This window comes from Nocardiopsis sp. iso_237, assembly GCF_056173345.1.
Genome location: NZ_CM149669.1, coordinates 4,835,231 through 4,853,611 on the forward strand (window position 1 = coordinate 4,835,231; position 18,381 = coordinate 4,853,611).

Sequence of the window (18,381 nt, forward strand, 5' to 3'; positions counted from 1 at the left end):
GGTGGGTCAGCCGATCTGCTCCGTGACGGCACGCAGGCGCTGCCAACGGGCCTCCTCACAGGAGCCCTTGCGGGAGAGTGTGGTGTCGATCTCCTCGCCCTCCCAGGTGCCCTCGATCGCCGCCTCCTGCGGGCCGTACACCTTGTCGGTGCAGACGGTGCCCGAGCGGACCTCGGTGAACAGCTGGTCGCCGGAGACCCCCTGGTCGGGCTCCTCCTCGTCGGCCCCGGACTCGGGGTCGCCGGCGGTCGGATCCCCGGCCAGCTCGGCGGCGGCCTCGGCCATCACGGCGCAGGGCTCGGGGTCGGAGGCCAGGTCGCCGGTGCAGTTGAGGGTCTGCACCCAGGCCAGCCCCCGGTCGCTGACGTTGATGCGGAGGTGGCCGACGGGACCCTCCAGGTCGGCCGAGTCCTCCTCGGGCTCGATGACGCTCCCGAGCACCTCCGGGGTCGTGACGTTGGTGGTCTCCACGTCCTGCGGAGGCAGCATCGAGGGGGCGACCAGCACGGCGTAGGCCACCGCACCGGTGCAGCAGGCACCGGCGAGCAGCACGGTGCCGAGACTGCCTCGGCTCCTACGGTCACTGTGCGAATGGGACATGCCATAACCCTCAGGGTTTGGTTGGTCACGGGGGACGACCGCCACGCGCGAGGCCCCGTTCTCGGGGCGCTCGGCCAAACGGACGCCAAGTATCGGTCAAGCGAATACCGGGCAATGGTAGCCGGGAGTGAGGGGTGCTACCCGCCGGGCACCGTAACAAAGCGATCACCCCGCGCTTTGGGGAGGCCCGCACCGGGGCGCTGTGAGCCGGACCACCCCTCCCCTTCCGCTCCCGCATTACCAACGAGTAAGGTCCTGGTGAGGAATCGTTCGTGTGCCATCGGTCGGTCGATCACATCCACAGTGTGTGACGCCCTCCGTCCCGCGATGGTTCTCAGAGATCCCACCGCGGGCGCCGGCGCCGAACCCCGCGACCGCCCCCTGAAGACCGGCCCCCGGGAGGCTCCCGCCCCGGGACCGGAGCCCGCCACACCCCCGGAGTTCCCGTGTCCAGTGGACGCCACCGCCACCCCTCACCGACCGCCGCGAACACCCGCAGGGTGGTGCGGTCGCCGTTGGGGATCACCGCGATCGTCGTCGCCCTCATCGCCGTCGCGGCGATCGCCGTTCCGGTCACCATGAACGCCCTGGGCTGCGGCGAGACCCGCTACCTGCGGGTCTCGACCACCCAGAGCGTCGCCCCGGTGATGCGCGCGGCGGCGACGGAGTTCAACGCGGAGCGGCCCGGCTACGGCGACGCGTGCGTGTTCGCACAGGTCGACGAGATCGCACCCCACCGGATCATGGCGGCCCTGACCGGCGGCCAGCCCGGTGACTCCACCATCGCCCCGCACGTCTGGGTTCCGGAGTCCTCCGCCTGGGTCGAGCTGGCCCGGGTCTCCGACGGAGGGGCGCACGGGATCGAGACCGACCCGCCCTCGCTGGCCAGCTCACCGGTCGTGCTCGCCGCTCCCCCGGACACCGAGGGCATGCCGGACCAGGACGACGCCAGCTGGAGCATGCTGCTGCCCGACGAACGCGAGCCGGACCGCCCCGTGGTGATGGTCGACCCCAACCGGGGCGCCGACGGCATGACGGTGATGCGCGCGATCCGCGAGCACCTGGGCTCCGGGGACACCGCCGACACCGCCATGACCGACTTCGTGCGCGACGTCCAGCTGGACAGCGCCTTCGGGGAGATCGACCTCACCAACGTCTTCACCGGATCCGCCGCCTCCAACGACCGGGTGGACCCGGTGATCGCCGTCCCCGAGCAGGCCGTGGTGGACTACAACGAACGCCGCGCCGACTCCGCGCCCGCGCTCCAGGCGCACTACGTCAGCGAGGGCACGGTCAACCTGGACTACCCGTACGTGACCACCACGGAGAACGCGGAGCTCCAGGCCGCGGCGGCGGACCTGTACGAGGTCGTCCGGGGCAGCGAGCACCGGCAGAGCCTGCGCGAACTGGGCTTCCGCGACCCCGGCGGCGAGGCCGCCCCGGTCCTGGCCGATCGGCCCGGGATCATCGCGGAGCAGCCGCCCGTCGGGGACGACCTGACCGGCGACGCCCTGCTGGCCTCGGTCACCGACTGGAACCGGCTCTCCATGCCGTCCCGCACGCTCGTGCTGGCCGACACCTCCCAGAACATGGCGGACGACCTCAACGGCGGTCCGCGGCGTGTCGAGGTCGCCCAGCAGGCGGCGCTGATGGGCCTGGGCCTGTTCCCCGACGAGACGGACATGGGCCTGTGGCTGATGTCGGAGGAGTTCGGTGACGAGGGCCGCGACAGGGCGGCGGACATGCACCCGCTGGGCGCCGGCGACGACGGCGACGTCACCCGACGCCAGGAACTGGTGCGGGTGGCCGAGGAACTGGAGGTCGAGGGCGGCGGGTCGCGCCTGTACGACAACATCCTGGCCGCCTACGACGAGGTCCAGGACGACTACCACGAGGACAAGATCAACAGCGTCATCCTGCTGACCGCGGGACAGGACGAGGGAACCAGCGACCTCTCCCACCAGGAGCTGGTCGCCGCCCTCCAGGACCGGTTCGACCCGCAGCGCCCCGTCACGATGTTCATCATCGCCTTCGGGGAGCAGGCGGACGGCCCGGAGCTGGCCGAGATCGCTCGGGCGACCAGCGGTTCGTCCTTCGTGACCGAGGACCCGGACGAGATCGGCGACATCTTCCTGAGCTCGATCTCCCGGCGTCTGTGCGTCCCCAACTGCGACAACTGACCCGTCCGCCCCGGGCCCCGTTCGCGCGGCCCGGGGCGTTGAGTAACGTTCCCACCGGTAACACACAGAAGGTCGCGCAAGACAGGAACTCGGCCGGTACACACGGATTCGCCCGTATCGCGAACACCGGGCGCCCGACACTCCCATCCCCCTGTACGACACCCCGTCCGTACACCACCTCGTGAGGAAAGCTGTGGGACGTCACCGCGGAAAGTACGCAGAAGGACCCTCCGACCGGAGCAGACGCCGCCGAGGACGCGGCGGGGCCGTGGCCGCCCTCGCCGCAGCGATGGTGATAGTGGTCGGGCTCGCCGTGGCGGGTGTGTACATGTTCGGTCAGGGCGACGGCTGCGGCGGCTCCGACATCGAACTGAACGTGGCGGTCAGCCCCGAGCTGGCCCCCGCCCTGGCCGACGTCGCCGGCGACTTCAACGCCGAAGAGCACACCGTGGACAACCGCTGCGTGCGCGCCAGCGTGCGTGAGGCCGACTCCGCCGACGTCGCCTTCCAGATCACCGGCTCCGGCGCCACCAGCGGTGACACCGACTCCCACGTGTGGATCCCCGACTCCTCCGTGTGGCCGCGCCTGGTCCAGAGCCAGGCCGGGGACGCCGTCATCACCGAGACCGGCACCTCCGTCGCCCGCAGCCCACTGGTGGTGGCCGAACTCGCGGAGTTCGCCGAGGACCGGGAGGGGACCACCTGGACCGACGTGGTCCCCACCGCCGCCCCGGGCGAGGAGACCGACCGGGTCGTCCGCGTGGTCGACCCGACGCGCAGCTCCAGCGGTCTGGCCACCCTCTACCTGCTCAACGGCGCCCTGGAGGAGGCCAGCCCGGACGCCGACTCCTTCAACGCGCACATGACCGCCGCGCTCCAGTCCCTGCACCGGGGCGCCTCCGCCGACGAGGACTCCGCCTTCCTCGCCCTGAGCGGGGGCAGCGCGGAGGCCCCGCCCGTGATGGTGATGTCCGAACAGTCCGTGTGGCGGTACAACACGGCCCACGCCGACGCCGCCGCGCAGCCCAGCTACCTCGACGACGGCACCTACTTCCTCGACTACCCCTACATCGTGCGGAGCGAGGACAGCGAGATCACCCGTGCCGCAGAGGTGTTCCGGGCGTCGGTGCGCTCCGAAGAGGCGGCCGAACGCCTCCTCGACGAGGGGTTCCGCGGACCCGAGGGGCAGCTCGACGACGGCGTGCTGACCGGGGACGCCGGGTTCCGCGCGGAGGAGCCCACGGAACTGCCCGCGCCCTCCGAGGGCTCCATCACCGAGCTGACCCGCTTCTGGAACCAGCTGAAGATGGACTCCCGCGTGCTGACCATCGTCGACGTCTCGGGGTCGATGCTGGCCGAGGTGCCCGGTACCGGGCTCACCCGCATGCAGGTGGCCGGGGCCGCCTCCGCCGAGGGCCTCCAGATGTTCTCCGACAGCTCCGAGCTGGGCCTGTGGGAGTTCTCCACCAACGTCAACAACAACCTCCACTACCAGGAGGTCGCCCCGATCCGGGAGCTCCAGGCCACCGACGACTCCGGGAACGAGCACCGGGACGTGCTGGGAGCCGCGCTCCAGGGGATGCAGCCGCTGCCCGAGGGCGACACCGCGCTGTACGAGACCTACCTGGCCGCGTACCAGGAGATGTCGCGCACCTACCGGCCCGACCGGACCAACGTGATCCTCATGCTCACCGACGGGGACGACGACAACCCCGGGGGCATGGAACTCGACGAACTGATGTCCCAACTGGAGTCCATGTCGAGCCCCTCGCGGCCGATCCCGATCATCACGATCGCCTTCGGCCCGGACGTGCGGAACCTGGAGCCGCTCCAGCAGATCGCGGCGGCCACCGGCGGCGCCGCGTACATGACCGAGGACCCGACCGAGATCGGGGACATCTTCCTCCAGGCCTTCTCACTGCGCATCGTCGGGGACGAGGACGAGTAGGGCCCGGAACGGAAGGTGACATGTACCTGTCCACCCACCGTCCGCTATGGACTTCCCACTCCCGGTGGCGTACCACGGGAAGGGCCCGGATTCGGGGACCCGTCGCCTCCTGCGCCCGGATCGACGGGTCGGAGACCCACCGCGGTCGGATTGGGGAGTGCCATGGCGAAGGCGTGGATGGCCGGTGCCGAGAGGATCGAGGGCGCGCCCGCACGCACGGCCGCGGGGACCGGCGCGCCCCGGGCCGTCTGGACCGTGACCGGAACGGACCCGGACGTGTGGTCGGCGCGTGAGGAGGCGGTCCGGCTGGTCCGGGAGGGCACGGCCGCCCACCTGGTGTGGAACCCGCGCACCGGCGCGGTGGCCCAGGCCCTGGCCGCCACCCGGCGCAGCGACCTCCCCCTGGGCCGCACCGACCGGTTCGACCGGTTCCTGGACCACGGAGACGAGGGACGGGTCTGCGTGGTGGTCGCCGTGGTGTCACTGGAACGGGAGCCGTTCACCGACGGTCCGCTCCTCGGCCTGGGGGCGATCCTGGAGTGGCTGGAGTCGTGGGGCGTGCCCAGGAGCTGGCCCGCCGGACCGCCCGGCCTGTGGCCGGTGAACCGGCCTGAGGAACGGACCCGCGTGTGGGCCAAGGGCGGGCACTTCGGGCACGACCAGGTCCCGGGATCCCTGTCGACCGCCCCCGGACGGGTGAATCCCGAGCACGTGCTGACCGAGCCCCTCACCCTCGAACCGCGACCCTCCGTGACCACGTAGACACGCAGACGGAGGCCTCGTGGAGATTCGGATACCACTGGTCAAGTACGGCTCCGCAACCCCTTAGTCTGTCGCCCATGGGTGGATCTATCGAGCCGGGTTGGTACGCCGACCCACAGGGCGACGCGCAGACGCTCAGATGGTGGAACGGTGACGAGTGGACGAGGCATACCCGTTCACTGAGCGAGCTCCAGGCCGGCTCCGACGAGGAAGCCGCCACCACCGATCTGGGCCAGGACGGGGGCCCCTCCTCCTCCGAGGACGACGAGGGAACGGTCCGGCTGGGGACGAGCGCCCCGACGCCGATCGACGACGATCCGAGCACCATGCGCATCGACCCCTCGTGGGCCCGGCGCACCCCTGACCCCGCACCCCCCGAGGACCCCAGCACCGTCCGCGTCAACCAGTCGCCTCCCTCCCCCACCCCGGTCGGCGACGAACCCGGCACGATGCGCATCAACCCCTCGTGGGCCCAGTCTCCGGACGACGAAGCGACCGCCGACATGGGCGGCGCCACGATGCGGGTGAACCCCTCCGACCTTCCCGGTTCCGAGGACGAGCTGCCCACGGCGGACCTCACCAACGACGAAATCCCCACGGCCGACCTGTCCGGTGAGGCTCCCCGCACGGCGGTCTTCGACCCCAACACCATCGGTGAGACGCCGGGCACCGCCGTGTTCGACCCCAACACCGTCGGCGAGACCCCGGGCACCGCCGTGTTCACTCCGGGAGGTTCCCCCGGCGGCACCGCGGTCTTCGACCCGAACGACCCGATGTTCTCCGGCGGCTCCGACGAGGACCCCAGGAGCGGCAAGTTCAAGGGATTCCTCGGCAACCTCAAGGAGGGGTGGGCCGACCTGTCCGAGGAGCGCAAGGAGCAGCGCCGCCACGCCGAGGAGGAGGCCGCCAAGAAGCGCGAGGAGGAGCGGGTCCTCCGCGAGGCGGAGGCCAGGAAGCAGGCCGAGGAGACCCAGAAGCAGGCGGAGGAGGAGCGCAGGCGAGCCGAGGAGGCCGCCAGGAACGCCCCCGCTGCCAACCCCGCCGACGCCGGTGCGCCCCCCGCCGGTTGGACCCCCCAGAACCCGGGCCAGCCGCAGCCCCCGTCGGGTCCGCAGCCCGGCTTCGTCGCCCAGCCCCCGTCCGGCCCGCAACCCGGTGCCTTCCCCGGGCACCGTCCGCCGACCGGCCCCCAGCAGTCGGGCCCGCCCCAGCCGCCGACCGGTCCCCAGCAGGGCTTCCCCCCGCACCAGCAGTTCGGTCCGCCCGGCGGATACCCGCCGCCGATGGGCAACCGGCCCCCGATGCCTCCGCAGGGTCCGCCGCCCCAGCAGTTCGGTCCGCCTCCCGGCGGCCCGCGCGGCCCCATGGCCGGTCCTCCCGGCCCCGGTGGCCCGGGTGGCCCGCCGCCCGGAGGTGCCCCCTGGGGTCCGCCTCCAGGAGGTCCGCCTCCCGGAGGTCCGCGCGGCGGCAACCCCTACGGCGGTCCGCCCAACGCGTACGGCCCGCCGCCTGCGCCCCCCAAGCCGCCCAGGAAGAAGCGCGGCTGCGGTTGCGGCTGCTTCTTCTTCGTCCTGATCCCCCTGATCATCCTGGTGATGCTCTACCTCCAGTTCTGGGACGTGTGGGACTGGATGTACGACATCTTCGACCTGGGTCTCCCCCAGGGCGAGTCCGACCCGTTCATCTGGGACTGAGAACCCGTCACGGGGGCGGTGGGCCGACGGCCCACCGCCCCCGTTCGCTTCCACAACCCCTAAGCTGACCGGTATGAATGACAGTTTGGTGTGGATCGACTGCGAGATGACCGGCCTCGACTTCGAGAACGACGCGCTGATCGAGGTGGCCTGTCTGATCACCGACGGTGAGCTGAACATCCTCGACGAGGGTGTCGACGTCGTGATCAAACCCCCGCAGGAGGCCCTGGACCGGATGGGCGACTTCGTCCGGAACATGCACACCACGTCCGGGCTCCTGGACGAGCTGGACAAGGGTGTGACGCTCCAGGAGGCGGAGGACCGCGTGCTGGAGCACATCCGCCAGTACGTGACCGAGCCCCGCAAGGCGCCCCTGTGCGGCAACTCGATCGCCACCGACCGCACGTTCCTCGCCCGGGACATGCGCCGGATCGACGATTTCCTGCACTACCGGATGGTCGACGTGTCCTCCATCAAGGAGCTCCTGCGCCGCTGGTACCCGCGCGTCTACTACGCGAGCCCGGAGAAGAACGGCGGCCACCGGGCGCTCGCGGACATCACCGAAAGCATCCGTGAGCTGCGGTACTTCCGCGCGGCCGCCTTCGTCCCGGAACCCGGCCCGAACTCGGCCACGGCCCGTGCCATCGCCGCCGAGGTCGTCGCCGACGGCACCGGCCTGAAGGCACGTGACGCGGCTCTCCACACCGCCAAGCCGGAAAACTGATCGAAGCACTCCCCGGAGTCCGCTAGAATTTCATACGTACGCAGGGCCGAGAGGTCAGGCGCACGTGGTGGGTGTAGCTCAGCCGGTAGAGCACTTGGTTGTGGTCCAAGAAGTCGCGGGTTCAAGTCCCGTCACTCACCCCAGAGTCGAAAGGCCCTGATCCAGAGGATCAGGGCCTTTCGCGTTCCCGGGGGTTCCGCACCCAAGCCGACCAACTCGAACTCCATCTGGTTCAGCTCCTCAGCGATCCATCGGGGGTATGCATGCCTGGGCACCCGACCCGTAGTGCCCCGGCCTTGGAAGAGCGCTCCAGCCTCTCACGCGGACCGGCCCCCGGGGGATCAAGGAATAGACAGCAAGTTCCAGTCACCGAGGCGCCAAGTCACGGAACCCGAGACACGACACCCAGTCCCAATAGTCCCCTGCGCGCACTAGCCTCGGAGTACAGGCATGTCCGTCGACTTCCCCTTGTGCCGCAGGCAGGTCCCCCGTGAATCTGCCATGAGGCAACGAATCCTCTCTGGGACACCGGCCCCGCCCGCACCCGTGACGCCCCGCCAGGATTCGCTCAGAGGCCATGGCCAGAAAGGCTCTCCAGCACGGTGAAAGCTTCCGAGACCCCCTTGCTGAAACTGATCCAGCAGGGTCACCAGTTCGTCATACCGATCTACCAGCGCGCGTACTCGTGGACCGCAGCAGAATGCGACCAGTTGATGGCCGACATCGAGCGCGCTGGCCGCGACGACACGTTGACTTCGCACTTCACCGGTTCGATCGTCTACGTGGAGAAGGGGCTGTCGAACTTGACGACGCAGGAGCCCCATCTCGTCATCGATGGTCAGCAGCGGATGACCACGGTGATGCTCCTCGTCGCGGCCCTGGCCCGTGCCCTGGAGAGCCTTCCGGAAGGCACACCCCTTCCGCTGCCGGATTTCTCCCCCAGGAAGCTGCGCAACCGCTACCTGGTGAACAACGACGAGGAGGGCGATGACTACTTCAAACTTCTGCTATCAGAAAAAGACCGGGAAACGCTGAAGGCGATCATCGGTGGCTCTCCCCTGCCATCGAACCCGTCAGAGAGTGTGAGCAACAACCACCAGCGCTTCCTGGAGCACCTCACGAAGCCGAGCACGAATCTCGGAGACGTGTGCCGCGGCCTGGCCAAGCTGGTCGTCGTCGACATCCGGTTGGACCGCACATCGGACAACCCGCAGCTGATCTTCGAGTCCATGAACTCCACCGGATTGCAGCTGTCACAGGCGGACCTCATCCGCAACTTCGTACTGATGGGCCAGGCACCGCCCGTCCAGGAGAAGCTGTACAACACCTACTGGCGGCCGATGGAGACCGATTTCGGGCAGGCCGCCTATGAGAAGCAGTTCGACGACTTCGTACGTCACTACCTCACCGTCGTCACCGGTGAGATCCCGCGCTTCGACAACGTCTATGGGGCCTACAAGAAGCACGCGCAGGGCTTCACATCCGAGGGCGTCGAGATCGAGGCTCTCGTCCGCGAACTGCACGCCTACGCCAAGCGCTACTGCGCCGTCGCTCTTGGGCAGGAGGACGACAAGCTTCTCGCCGCGGCCTTCCAGGACCTGAGGGAGATCAAGGCTGACGTCGTTTACCCGCTGTTGCTGGAGCTCTACACCGACTACGAACGCGGGCTCCTTCAACGCGACGATCTGGTCTCTATCGTCGAGATGGTCACCTCCTACATTTTCCGCCGCGCGGTGTGCCGCGTGCCCACCAACTCACTCAACAGAACCTTCAGCACGTTCACCAAGGCGATCGACAAGGGTCGGTACGTCGAGAGCGTCCAGGCGCATCTGCTGGGTCTGAAGAGCTACCGTGCCTTTCCCTCTGACGAGGATTTCAAGGATGAACTGACCAAGGCCAACATGTACAACTTCAAACGCAGGTCGTACCTGTTGCGGCGGTTGGAGAACTTCGGCAGGAAAGAACACGTTTCGATCGAGGACTACACGATCGAACACATCCTGCCGCAGAACGAGAAGCTCTCCGCCCAATGGCGGGAGGATCTGGGTGCAGACTGGTCCCAGATTCAGGAACGCTGTCTGCACACACTGGGGAACCTGACGCTGACCGGCTACAACTCCGAGTACAGCGACCGACCCTTCGTCGAAAAGCGGGACATGGAAGGCGGTTTCCGAGAGAGCCCGCTCCGGCTCAACAAGGGGCTCGGGACTCTTGAAACCTGGAACGAAGAAACCATCCGGGTGCGCGCGGAGCGACTGGCGGCGCAAGCCGTGGAGATCTGGCCACGTCCCGTCTGCCCTGAGGGTTTCCCGCAGACCGGACGCCCTGCCACGGAATCTGGATACTCCATCGAGGACCACCCGAATCTGGCGGGACCACCCCTGCTGGCACTGTTCGAGAAGTTCCGTAGCCGGGTGATCGCTCTGGACGAGGTTGTCACGGAAACCTTCCTGAAGCGGTACATCGCCTACAAAGCCGAGACCAACTTCGTCGACGTGGTGGCGCAGAGCGAGCGACTGAAGCTCACCCTGAACATGCCCTTCGAGGCTCTCCACGACGAACGCGCCCTCGCCTGGGACGTCACAGGCAAGGGCAAGGCGGGCAACGGCAACGTCCAGGTCGTGCTGGACTCCGAGACGGATCTGGACCATGTCCTGGGCCTGGTGCGGCAAGCCTACGAATACCAGGTCGGAGAGTAGGGGAAACGAGTTTGGCGCCCCTGGCACAACGGGACCGTCTCCGCGTGGCTCGGTTTCGAAGGGCCACCGTCCTTCTCGTGCCGGGGGCCCTACAGTGCAGCGCCTTCCCACCTGACCACGCCGCGGAAACGCACGAGGCGACAGCTCGCGAGGGTGGCCACGAACAACACGATCGTTTCTCGTCGAGACGGACCATCGGAGTGACCAGCCGCATTCATCAGGCGTCGGAGACGCCCAAGTCCGCACGCATGGCAGCTCGAAGCCTTGCGAGCCATGTCCAGACTTCCTGCCGTTTCCGTTCAGCGGCCTCGTAGGTCTCCCCTGGTCTGGGTTTTCCGCTGTCAAGCCTCTTGACCAGGCCGAAAAGGTCCATCAGGTTCCTGTTCACACCGGAGGCGATCTCGAGGATCTCGTCGCTCAACGCGAGCTGGGCGTCGGCATAACAGTGGCGGTATGAGGAGCGAACCCGGTCCAAAGTGGACTGCTCCTCATCCCTCGGCACTTGCGCCTCAGCGGCTTTAAGAAGGTCAGTCAGGGCGGCCAGGAACTCCCGAGCCTGCGAGTTGAGGGCGACGTAGCCGGAGCGGCACAGTTCTGCCTGCATTTTCTTGTCCTCGGACCGCTCCTGTTCGAGGCGCACGCGCTCCGTGTGTTCGAGCTCTCGGGCCTTGGTTCGATGCGCGAACACCTGGGTGGTGAGGGCCGTAACCACACTTCCAACCGCTCCTGCCAGGCCACCGATCACGATAGGGTCCATCCGCCACCTCCGGCTCCGTTGTCGCATTCCAGAGTGCCATCCTGCCCGGACCGCCGCGCAGTCGCCTACGGAAAGCCTGGCAAGCCGTGGTGGTCACACGATCAGAATCGGCACCTTGTCGGCCTGACTGGTCCCCGTCGCCACCGACCCGACTGACACGGCGACAACCGCCTGTCACAACGGATACAGAGGCGATACGGCAGTTCTCCCCAGGGCGTTGCTCCTCATGGTGCAACCGAGGTGCCGCGAGCTCACTTCCTGATGTTGGGGGCACGGCGATGCATCCGGCATAGCCGGGTTCTGCCGGAGAGATCCGGCTGTGCAGTTACTCGCGGAGGTGAAGAGCCTGAGCAGAGGGCAGTTGTTTGACAAACTCCCTCTCGCCCCTGCCCAGTCACCGTTGGCTCCCCTCCCTCAGGGCCCGCGAACTCCTCGCGCAGAGACACCTGCGGAACGTCACCGAGCTGGGGCATACTCCTGAACGCCGGTTCCCCAGTGCTGACGATACCGAGAGGGTCTTGTGACTTCCCCGAGTACACTCCCCGAACCAGCCGACCAGTTCCTCACCGCCCTCGCCTGCGAAATCAAGGCCCACCTGGCCGACAACGCCAACACCCAGGAGAAGGTCTCCCTCAAGGACGGCGAACGCGTCCGGGTCAGCGATGGCGACCACCCCCACGAGTACCTGTTCTCCTGCGCCCGTTGGAAGGACTCCTTTGACTCCGACCGGCTTCTGGTGCGCCCCTCCCGTTCCCGCCAGCCCTGGCAGCACGCTGGGGCCACGGCCCACCCCGACGGGAAGATCCTCGTCACCACGGAGGCCGATCTGGGTGAGCGCCCCGGAAACGTCCAACTCCGTGACGACGAGACATGGTCCTTGAACTCCCTCGCCGACCGCATCCGGGACTGTGGACAAAGTCCCGGTCCCGTGAACGTGATCACCGCATCCTGGGTCCTCGGAGACGGTGATCCCGCGGTCGGGGCGCTGGCCGACCCGCACCGGTACATCAGCGGGTACCGGGACATGACTCTCAACGAACGCCAGCGCCAATCTGTGGAACAGGCCCTGGGCAGCGATATCACCTTCATCTGGGGCCCGCCCGGCACCGGCAAGACCGAGGTGGTCTCCCTGATCGTCGAGGGCGCCCACCGTCTCGGTGAACGAATCCTGTTCCTGGCGCCCACTCGGGTGGCTGTCGACCAGGCGCTGGAACGGGTGTGTGAACGGCTGGAAGGCGAGGACGATTTCGACACCGGTCTGGTGCAGCGGGCCGGGGACATCGAGGTTGACTCGCTCCGGGAGCGGTTCGGTTCGGTGATCGACCCGGAGATGATCGCCGGACGGCTAGGGATGGAGCTCTCCGCCCGGGCCGGGGAACTGGAGGAGACCCTCGAGCTCGTCACAGCCCAACGTCTCGCACACGAACGCCTCGCCCAGGCCGAGGCGGAGCTGGGGAGTGCATGTTCCCTTGCCGGGGACATCACCAACCAGATCTCCCGCCACCGCACTCGAACCACCCGTGCCCAACGGGGACTCGACCAGGTGGTCGCGAGCGTCGAGGCGATCGGATCCCCCTCTGGGGTGTTCGCCAAACGCAAGGCCGAGCGGCTGGCCCGCCTGATCGAGGAGCGGGATCGTCTACGCAACGCTCTCAACGAGGAGCAGCGGCGGCTCGGTGCCTCCACCGGTCGCCTGGAGGAGGTCAACACGGCGATCGCCGAACGCGTCCGGGAACGGGACTCCGCTCTGGCAGCCACCCGTGGCCTTCCTTCTGCCGATGAGGTGGAGGAGCTGGTCGGCCAGTCCGAGTCCGAACTCGCCGAAATTCGTAAGGAGCTCGACGGGCTGCTGGAGGCGGTCCGCTCCCGGTGCCGGATCATGGGCACGACCCTGTCCAAGGCCCTGCAGAGCCGCCGCCTCCTGGAGGAGGTGGACACCGTGATCATCGACGAGGCCGGCATGGTCGACCTGCCCTCCGCGTGGTGCGCGGCCGGGTTGGCCGGCAAGCGTGTCGTGGTCGCCGGGGACTTCCGGCAGCTGCCCGCCATCACCCAGGCCTCCGGGTCCGGGGCGCTCCTGCCCGAGGAGCAGGAGCACTCCCGACAGTGGATGGACCGGGACGTCTTTCACGCAGCGGGTCTGGTCGACCCCTCCGGGCGGGTGACGGGCGACCCCCGCCTGGTCGCTCTGGACACCCAGTACCGCATGCGCCCCGACATCTGCACCGTGGTCAACAAGGTCGCCTACCGTGACGCTCCCCTGGCCACCGGGCGCCAGGACCGTTCCCGGCTGCCGCACTCGCCGTTGGTGGACCACTCCGTGGTGCTGGTGGATACCTCGGGCAGCCGTGTCCGGGTCGGCGGCTCGGGACGCCACAAGTCCAACCAAGTGCACGAGGCCGTTATCCACGAGCTGGTCCGTGGGCTGCAGCACGACAGGGTCCTGCCCGGGCGAAAGCACGACGATCCCGTGACCCCCGCTCAGCGCATGGCGGTCATCTCCCCCTACCGGGACCAGGTCAAGCACCTGCGCAGCAGCATGAAGTACCGGTTCGGACAGGAGTACGAAGGACTGGCGGACACCGTGCACCGGTTCCAGGGCAGTCAGCGGCCCCTGGTCATCGTGGACACCGTGGCCGGCGCCGGAGACGCACCGGGCTTCTTCTACAGCGGCACGGGGATGTCCTCGTCCACGGCCCGGCTGCTCAACGTGGCGCTGAGCCGCGCCCAGGACCACCTCGTGGTGATCGCTGACGTCGAACACCTACGCGAACATCTGAGTCCGGGCAGCGAAACCGTGATCATGCTCAACACCCTGGAGAAGTCGGCCCAGCGGATCCCGGCCCAGGAACTGGTCCCTGTCCGTAGCGCCGGCGACCTCGTCGGCCTGAGCGAGGAAGAACTGCGCCGCCCCGCCTTCTTCCCCGCCGATGAAGTAACCAGGGCCCTGGAATGGGACCTGGCCCGGACCAACGAGAGCATCGAGATCTACTGCGCCTTCCTCAACAAGGGCCCCGTCGAACGCTGGCTCAAGCACCTGGCCCCGCGCATCGCGCAAGGGGTTCGCGTCACCGTGTTCACCCGTCCGGTCGGTGACAACCAGGACAAGAACGCCGAACGGCACCAGGCGCAGATCCAGCGCCTGCGGGACCAGGGGTGTGAGGTGCGCCCCCGCGAGCGGATGCACGAGAAGGTCGTGGTGCTGGACAGCACGGTGCTCTGGCACGGTTCCCTGAACCTGTTGTCGAGCAACGGGCCTACCGACCTGATGATGCGACTGACCGATCCCGACGCCTGTGAGCGGGTCCGGCACATCGTGGAACGGGCCCGCCGGGACCAGCCGCTGCAACACGTCCGTCAGGCCCAGAGCGAGCAAGCAGCCCCCGCAGACACTCCCGGCATCGGCGAGGTGGTGGGCGACCGCCTGTACCTCAAGGTCCCCTTCGGCGAGAAGGACGTGGCCAAGCGCGAGGTCAGGGCCCGGTGGGACGGAAAGGCCCGCCTGTGGTGGGTACGCCCGGACACCCCGAGAGAGAAACTCACCCGCTGGCTGTGACAGCCCTCGCCGCCCGCGCCCTCTCGGGGCGCGGGCGTGGCTACGCACAGAAACGGGCAGCGCCTTTGAGTACCGGCTTCACCAGCTCTGTGATCGACCCAGAGCCTTGGCGACTCCACCTATGCACTACCCAACCGGGCGCAAGGGCTTGCTGCTTCGTAGCGTGGCGGCACTCGCCAAGTGAGGCGGAGCATCGTCACTCAGCATCGCGCTCCTCTACAGGATCCTTCTCCGGTTCTCGACGAACGAGGGCTTCCACCAGCAAACCCACGACCACCCTTCCGGAAGGTAGTGCGTGGGGACGAGCTCCGATCAGCTCCCTGTGCAGTCCAGCTGCGAGCACCATCGCCAGGGAGGATTCGCGCTCCTTGAGGTAGGTGCCGAGTTGGAGCAGGTGCATTTCCAGTGCTCCCGTGGCCACTTGAAGGATGGGGTGGCTGGGGTGGTCCTCGTCCCAGACGAGTGAGATGTCCTCGCGCACGGTCTGAAACGCCGTGGCCAAATCCTGCCATGACCACGGCTCCGTAATGGCCGCCAATCGACGGGCCTGGAGTTCGACGGAAGGGAATTCCTTCTCCTCCGGAACACCGGGCAGGTTGTGCTCCTTCAACTTGTAGTCGAAGTAGCGCACAGCTTCCTTGGCGATCACCTCAGCGAGGAGCCCTTCCAGGGAGGCGAAGCGCCGTTGGTCCTTGAAGACCTGTGCCAAACGGTGCAGAAGTCGCGTGCCCGCTGACTCCACCGCCGCCCGAACATCATCGCCGTGCGGACGTAGAACCGAGTCGTCAGCGGGTAGTAGGGGCCTTTCAGCTCAGGTGTGGGAAGGTCGTCCAGATCTCCCCCGGCTGCAGCGACGGCATCGTCGAAGGCAGTGATCCTCCACAACTGTGAGCTCACCGCGTCGACGGATGGACGTGAAGCACCCCGTGGCGGCGCAAGGCCTCCATCACGTCCGCGTCTTCACCGCCGGGTGAGAGCACGGACAGCTCCGGGTGATCCCTGATGTTGATGATCCCGCCCTCGGTGGCGTTGCGCACCACGGTGAGCGCGGCGAGCTCCCATCGGACGTCGAGCTTCGGGAACTCCTCTTCAGGGTGATGGTGAAGAGCGAACTCTTTTCCCAGAACTTCCTGATGCGCCTTGATCCAACGTTCTTCGGCGTCAGCGTAGGCCTCGTTCAGCGATTGTTCTTCTCGACGCCGTTCGGCCCGGCGAAGAGCCGCAGCATCAGGATTCCGGTACTCCTCCGCTTCCTGACTGAGGGTGGGGGGACAGTCCGCACAGACCACCCTGGTGTCACCAGCGAGGATCTGGTTCAAAGCGGTCCGATTCGGCAGGGAGAGCTCCTCCTCGCACGAAGGGCAGAAATAACCCTTGGCCAAGGCTCTGCTCGCAGCGGCTGCCATGAGGTGGTGGCGGCCGCCCCAACCTTCGGTGTCGATCTCACGCACGGGTGTCCGCCAGAGGGGGTAGGCGCCCGCCTCGTCCAGGCCGCGAAGATCCCAGTATCGGCGAGCGACATCCACCAGGTGCGAAGGAGTCCCGTCGAGAAACCGGACATCAAGATCGAAATCCTGACCGACAGGCGAGGTGCTCATTTGATCCTTAGGGGGTGGAATCCGGATAGCCATCCTAGAATGCCCTGTGCCACCACCGGGCAAGGCCGCGAATCAGAAGAATTTCAGATCGGCCCCTGTCAAGGAATCAAGTTCCCTTCCCCGCGAATCCCGGAACAACCGTACAGCCCGTCCTCAGCACGCACAGATGTGAAACCTGCAACCGAATTCAGCCGAAATCACCGAAAGCCCAAGCTGCGGATCACCAGTAGCCGAACACGGCCCCGGGAGACGGAGGGATATCGGTCAGGCGCGTTCCAGGGGGCCGTCAGGTCCCATGAGGGACCGGAAGTGGCTCACCAGCCGCTTTACCTGGGACGGGTCGCGGACCAGGACACCCACTTCGATGTTGTGGTGCAGGGCGTGCCCGGTGAGGTTGGCGCTGCCCACCAGTGCCCTGCTGGTGTCGGCGGCGACCAACTTGGCGTGCATGGACGCCGACCCGCTGGCGCCGCGGCGTTCCTTCGGCCACCGCCAGAGCCGGACCTGATCGGTCATGTGTGCGAAAGGGTCCTTGAACGCCTTCAGCGCCCCGGTCTTCTCCTCCAACAGCACGTCCACCGTCACCCCGCGTTCAGCCACCACGGTGAGCTCCTCCACCATCCGGGTCGAGGGGTAGTGGGCGAAACTCACTACCAACAGCCGCTCGCGTGCAGAGCGGATCACCTCTTCCAGGGCGGCGCCGGTGGTACGCGCGGCGCTCTTGTGCAGGGCGGAGCTGCCGGACGGGCCAGTCGCCACGACGCTGGAACGGCGCAGGTCGGCCCGCTCCGCCGCGGCGGCCGCACCGAGCAGGGCCAGGCCCAGGGCGTCTCCGCTCAGGTGGGGCCGGCGGCGCCAGAGCCGGGCCAGGTCTGCGGCATGGTGGCCTATACCCGCCACCGGGTGGGCGTCGAGCAGCACGCGTTCCACCTGTCCTGGACCGACGCACTCCTCCAGGGCGTCCGCCCACCGCCGAACGGCGGTGGGGTTGAGTTGGCCGGCGAGTGTGGCCAGGCCCCGAGCCCAGCGTTCCGCTCTGCTCGCTGACCACGCCTGCCCTGTGGCCTTCTCCCGCTTCCTCCAGCACTCAGTCGCCGGAGAAAATCGGTGAGGACCTCGCCCAGCAGCTCGAACACGCGCTGGCGATGCTGGCAGCCACCCGTTGGACCACACACCGCGAACTCGCGGTGCTCGTGGGAGCCAAGAGGGCGGCCGTGTCCCGGCATCTGGACGCCGATCCGGACACCGCGCACACGGGCCGGGTCTTCCCCGACACCAGGGCGGCCGAAGAGGCGGGGTCAGGACACGAGGGGTTCGTGCCAGCGGCCGCGCTCGCAGAGCTGGTAGGGCTCGAGGTGGACGAGTTCGTCGAACGGGAACGACGGTTCCACGCACTTCTCCTGGAGAACCAGCAGCCCGAGGTCGTGCGGGCGACTCAGGCCCTGATCGACGAGTGGACCGCCGTCGGAGGCGATCTGGTCTGGGGAGGCGGCACCGACACCAGCTGTTTCCTCCTCACCTGGGACGAGAGCGTGAACCCCGACTGGCGGTGGGCGCTCGTGCTCTACCCGGTGTCGGGACGCGCTGAGGTGGTCTTCCAGCACATGGCGCGCCGTCCTCCGTTCGACGATGTGGCTCTGCGGAGGGAGCTGCTGCACAAGTTCAACGCGGTTCCTGGAATCGACCTGCCCGAGGACTCACTGAACCGGCGGCCGAGTTTCCCGCTCGATGTCCTCGTAGGCGATGGCGGGCAGCGGGTGCACCAGGTGCTGTTGTGGTTCCGTGGGCGCTGCCAGGACTGGCTGGACCAACAGATGTGACCCTGGCTCAAAGTTCACTCGGTGCACCCGTGAGGGTGCACCG

General features: G+C 67.8%; 13 protein-coding genes and 1 tRNA gene. 9 read left to right on the plus strand and 5 right to left on the minus strand.

Annotated features, from left to right (window positions below):
* Window positions 1-6: 6 nt before the first annotated feature.
* On the minus strand, window positions 7-600 hold the full coding sequence (locus AC0VYM_RS21920) for a hypothetical protein (RefSeq protein ID WP_475455096.1): 594 nt from the start codon (window positions 598-600) through the stop codon (window positions 7-9).
* A gap of 446 nt (window positions 601-1,046) precedes the next feature.
* Between AC0VYM_RS21920 and AC0VYM_RS21925 the strand changes: the two genes are divergently transcribed.
* From AC0VYM_RS21925 to AC0VYM_RS21955, 7 genes are all read left to right on the plus strand, one after another.
* The gene (locus AC0VYM_RS21925; RefSeq protein WP_475455098.1) at window positions 1,047-2,780 is read left to right on the plus strand and encodes a substrate-binding domain-containing protein; all 1,734 of its coding nucleotides are present in this window, start codon (window positions 1,047-1,049) and stop codon (window positions 2,778-2,780) included.
* A 193-nt stretch (window positions 2,781-2,973) separates the two neighbouring features.
* On the plus strand, window positions 2,974-4,728 hold the full coding sequence (locus AC0VYM_RS21930; protein ID WP_475455100.1) for a substrate-binding domain-containing protein: 1,755 nt from the start codon (window positions 2,974-2,976) through the stop codon (window positions 4,726-4,728).
* Between the two features lie 162 nt (window positions 4,729-4,890).
* On the plus strand, window positions 4,891-5,490 hold the full coding sequence (locus tag AC0VYM_RS21935; RefSeq protein WP_475455101.1) for a hypothetical protein: 600 nt from the start codon (window positions 4,891-4,893) through the stop codon (window positions 5,488-5,490).
* 77 nt (window positions 5,491-5,567) lie between these two features.
* Window positions 5,568-7,184 (plus strand): DUF2510 domain-containing protein, encoded by a 1,617-nt coding sequence (locus AC0VYM_RS21940; protein WP_475455103.1) that lies wholly within the window; start codon window positions 5,568-5,570, stop codon window positions 7,182-7,184.
* A 73-nt stretch (window positions 7,185-7,257) separates the two neighbouring features.
* Window positions 7,258-7,908: an oligoribonuclease gene (gene orn / locus AC0VYM_RS21945; protein WP_475455105.1), complete on the plus strand. Its 651-nt coding sequence runs from the start codon at window positions 7,258-7,260 to the stop codon at window positions 7,906-7,908.
* A gap of 67 nt (window positions 7,909-7,975) precedes the next feature.
* Window positions 7,976-8,051 (plus strand) — tRNA-His (locus tag AC0VYM_RS21950).
* A 480-nt stretch (window positions 8,052-8,531) separates the two neighbouring features.
* Window positions 8,532-10,607 (plus strand): GmrSD restriction endonuclease domain-containing protein, encoded by a 2,076-nt coding sequence (locus AC0VYM_RS21955; RefSeq protein WP_475455107.1) that lies wholly within the window; start codon window positions 8,532-8,534, stop codon window positions 10,605-10,607.
* A 217-nt stretch (window positions 10,608-10,824) separates the two neighbouring features.
* Here AC0VYM_RS21955 and AC0VYM_RS21960 read toward each other — a convergent pair whose 3' ends face one another.
* Window positions 10,825-11,364: a hypothetical protein gene (locus tag AC0VYM_RS21960; RefSeq protein WP_475455109.1), complete on the minus strand. Its 540-nt coding sequence runs from the start codon at window positions 11,362-11,364 to the stop codon at window positions 10,825-10,827.
* Between the two features lie 520 nt (window positions 11,365-11,884).
* Between AC0VYM_RS21960 and AC0VYM_RS21965 the strand changes: the two genes are divergently transcribed.
* Window positions 11,885-14,920 carry an AAA domain-containing protein gene (locus AC0VYM_RS21965; protein WP_475455111.1) on the plus strand — a complete coding sequence of 1,012 codons (3,036 nt, stop codon included), beginning with the start codon at window positions 11,885-11,887 and terminating at the stop codon, window positions 14,918-14,920.
* Between the two features lie 196 nt (window positions 14,921-15,116).
* Here AC0VYM_RS21965 and AC0VYM_RS21970 read toward each other — a convergent pair whose 3' ends face one another.
* The 3 genes from AC0VYM_RS21970 to drmC all read right to left on the minus strand — a co-directional run bounded on the left by AC0VYM_RS21970 (window position 15,117) and on the right by drmC (window position 17,532).
* Window positions 15,117-15,629 carry a hypothetical protein gene (locus AC0VYM_RS21970; protein ID WP_475455113.1) on the minus strand — a complete coding sequence of 171 codons (513 nt, stop codon included), beginning with the start codon at window positions 15,627-15,629 and terminating at the stop codon, window positions 15,117-15,119.
* A gap of 184 nt (window positions 15,630-15,813) precedes the next feature.
* Complete coding sequence (locus AC0VYM_RS21975) at window positions 15,814-16,518, minus strand: hypothetical protein (RefSeq protein WP_475455115.1); 705 nt, start codon at window positions 16,516-16,518, stop codon at window positions 15,814-15,816.
* A 264-nt stretch (window positions 16,519-16,782) separates the two neighbouring features.
* Window positions 16,783-17,532 (minus strand): DISARM system phospholipase D-like protein DrmC, encoded by a 750-nt coding sequence (gene drmC, locus AC0VYM_RS21980; protein ID WP_475463161.1) that lies wholly within the window; start codon window positions 17,530-17,532, stop codon window positions 16,783-16,785.
* On the opposite strand from drmC, the gene AC0VYM_RS21985 reads away from it, so the two are divergent.
* Window positions 17,523-18,338, plus strand: coding sequence for a hypothetical protein (locus AC0VYM_RS21985; RefSeq protein ID WP_475463307.1), 816 nt, complete (start codon window positions 17,523-17,525; stop codon window positions 18,336-18,338). The genes drmC and AC0VYM_RS21985 overlap by 10 nt on opposite strands.
* The last annotated feature ends 43 nt before the right edge of the window (window positions 18,339-18,381 follow it).

Coding starts and splice junctions, on each gene's coding strand:
- AC0VYM_RS21940 (WP_475455103.1), top strand. CDS start 5,568: ATGGGTGGATCTATCGAGCCGGGTTGGTACGCCGACCCACAGGGCGAC.
- AC0VYM_RS21920 (WP_475455096.1), bottom strand. CDS start 600: ATGTCCCATTCGCACAGTGACCGTAGGAGCCGAGGCAGTCTCGGCACC.
- AC0VYM_RS21975 (WP_475455115.1), bottom strand. CDS start 16,518: ATGAGCACCTCGCCTGTCGGTCAGGATTTCGATCTTGATGTCCGGTTT.
- AC0VYM_RS21960 (WP_475455109.1), bottom strand. CDS start 11,364: ATGGACCCTATCGTGATCGGTGGCCTGGCAGGAGCGGTTGGAAGTGTG.
- AC0VYM_RS21935 (WP_475455101.1), top strand. CDS start 4,891: ATGGCGAAGGCGTGGATGGCCGGTGCCGAGAGGATCGAGGGCGCGCCC.
- orn (WP_475455105.1), top strand. CDS start 7,258: ATGAATGACAGTTTGGTGTGGATCGACTGCGAGATGACCGGCCTCGAC.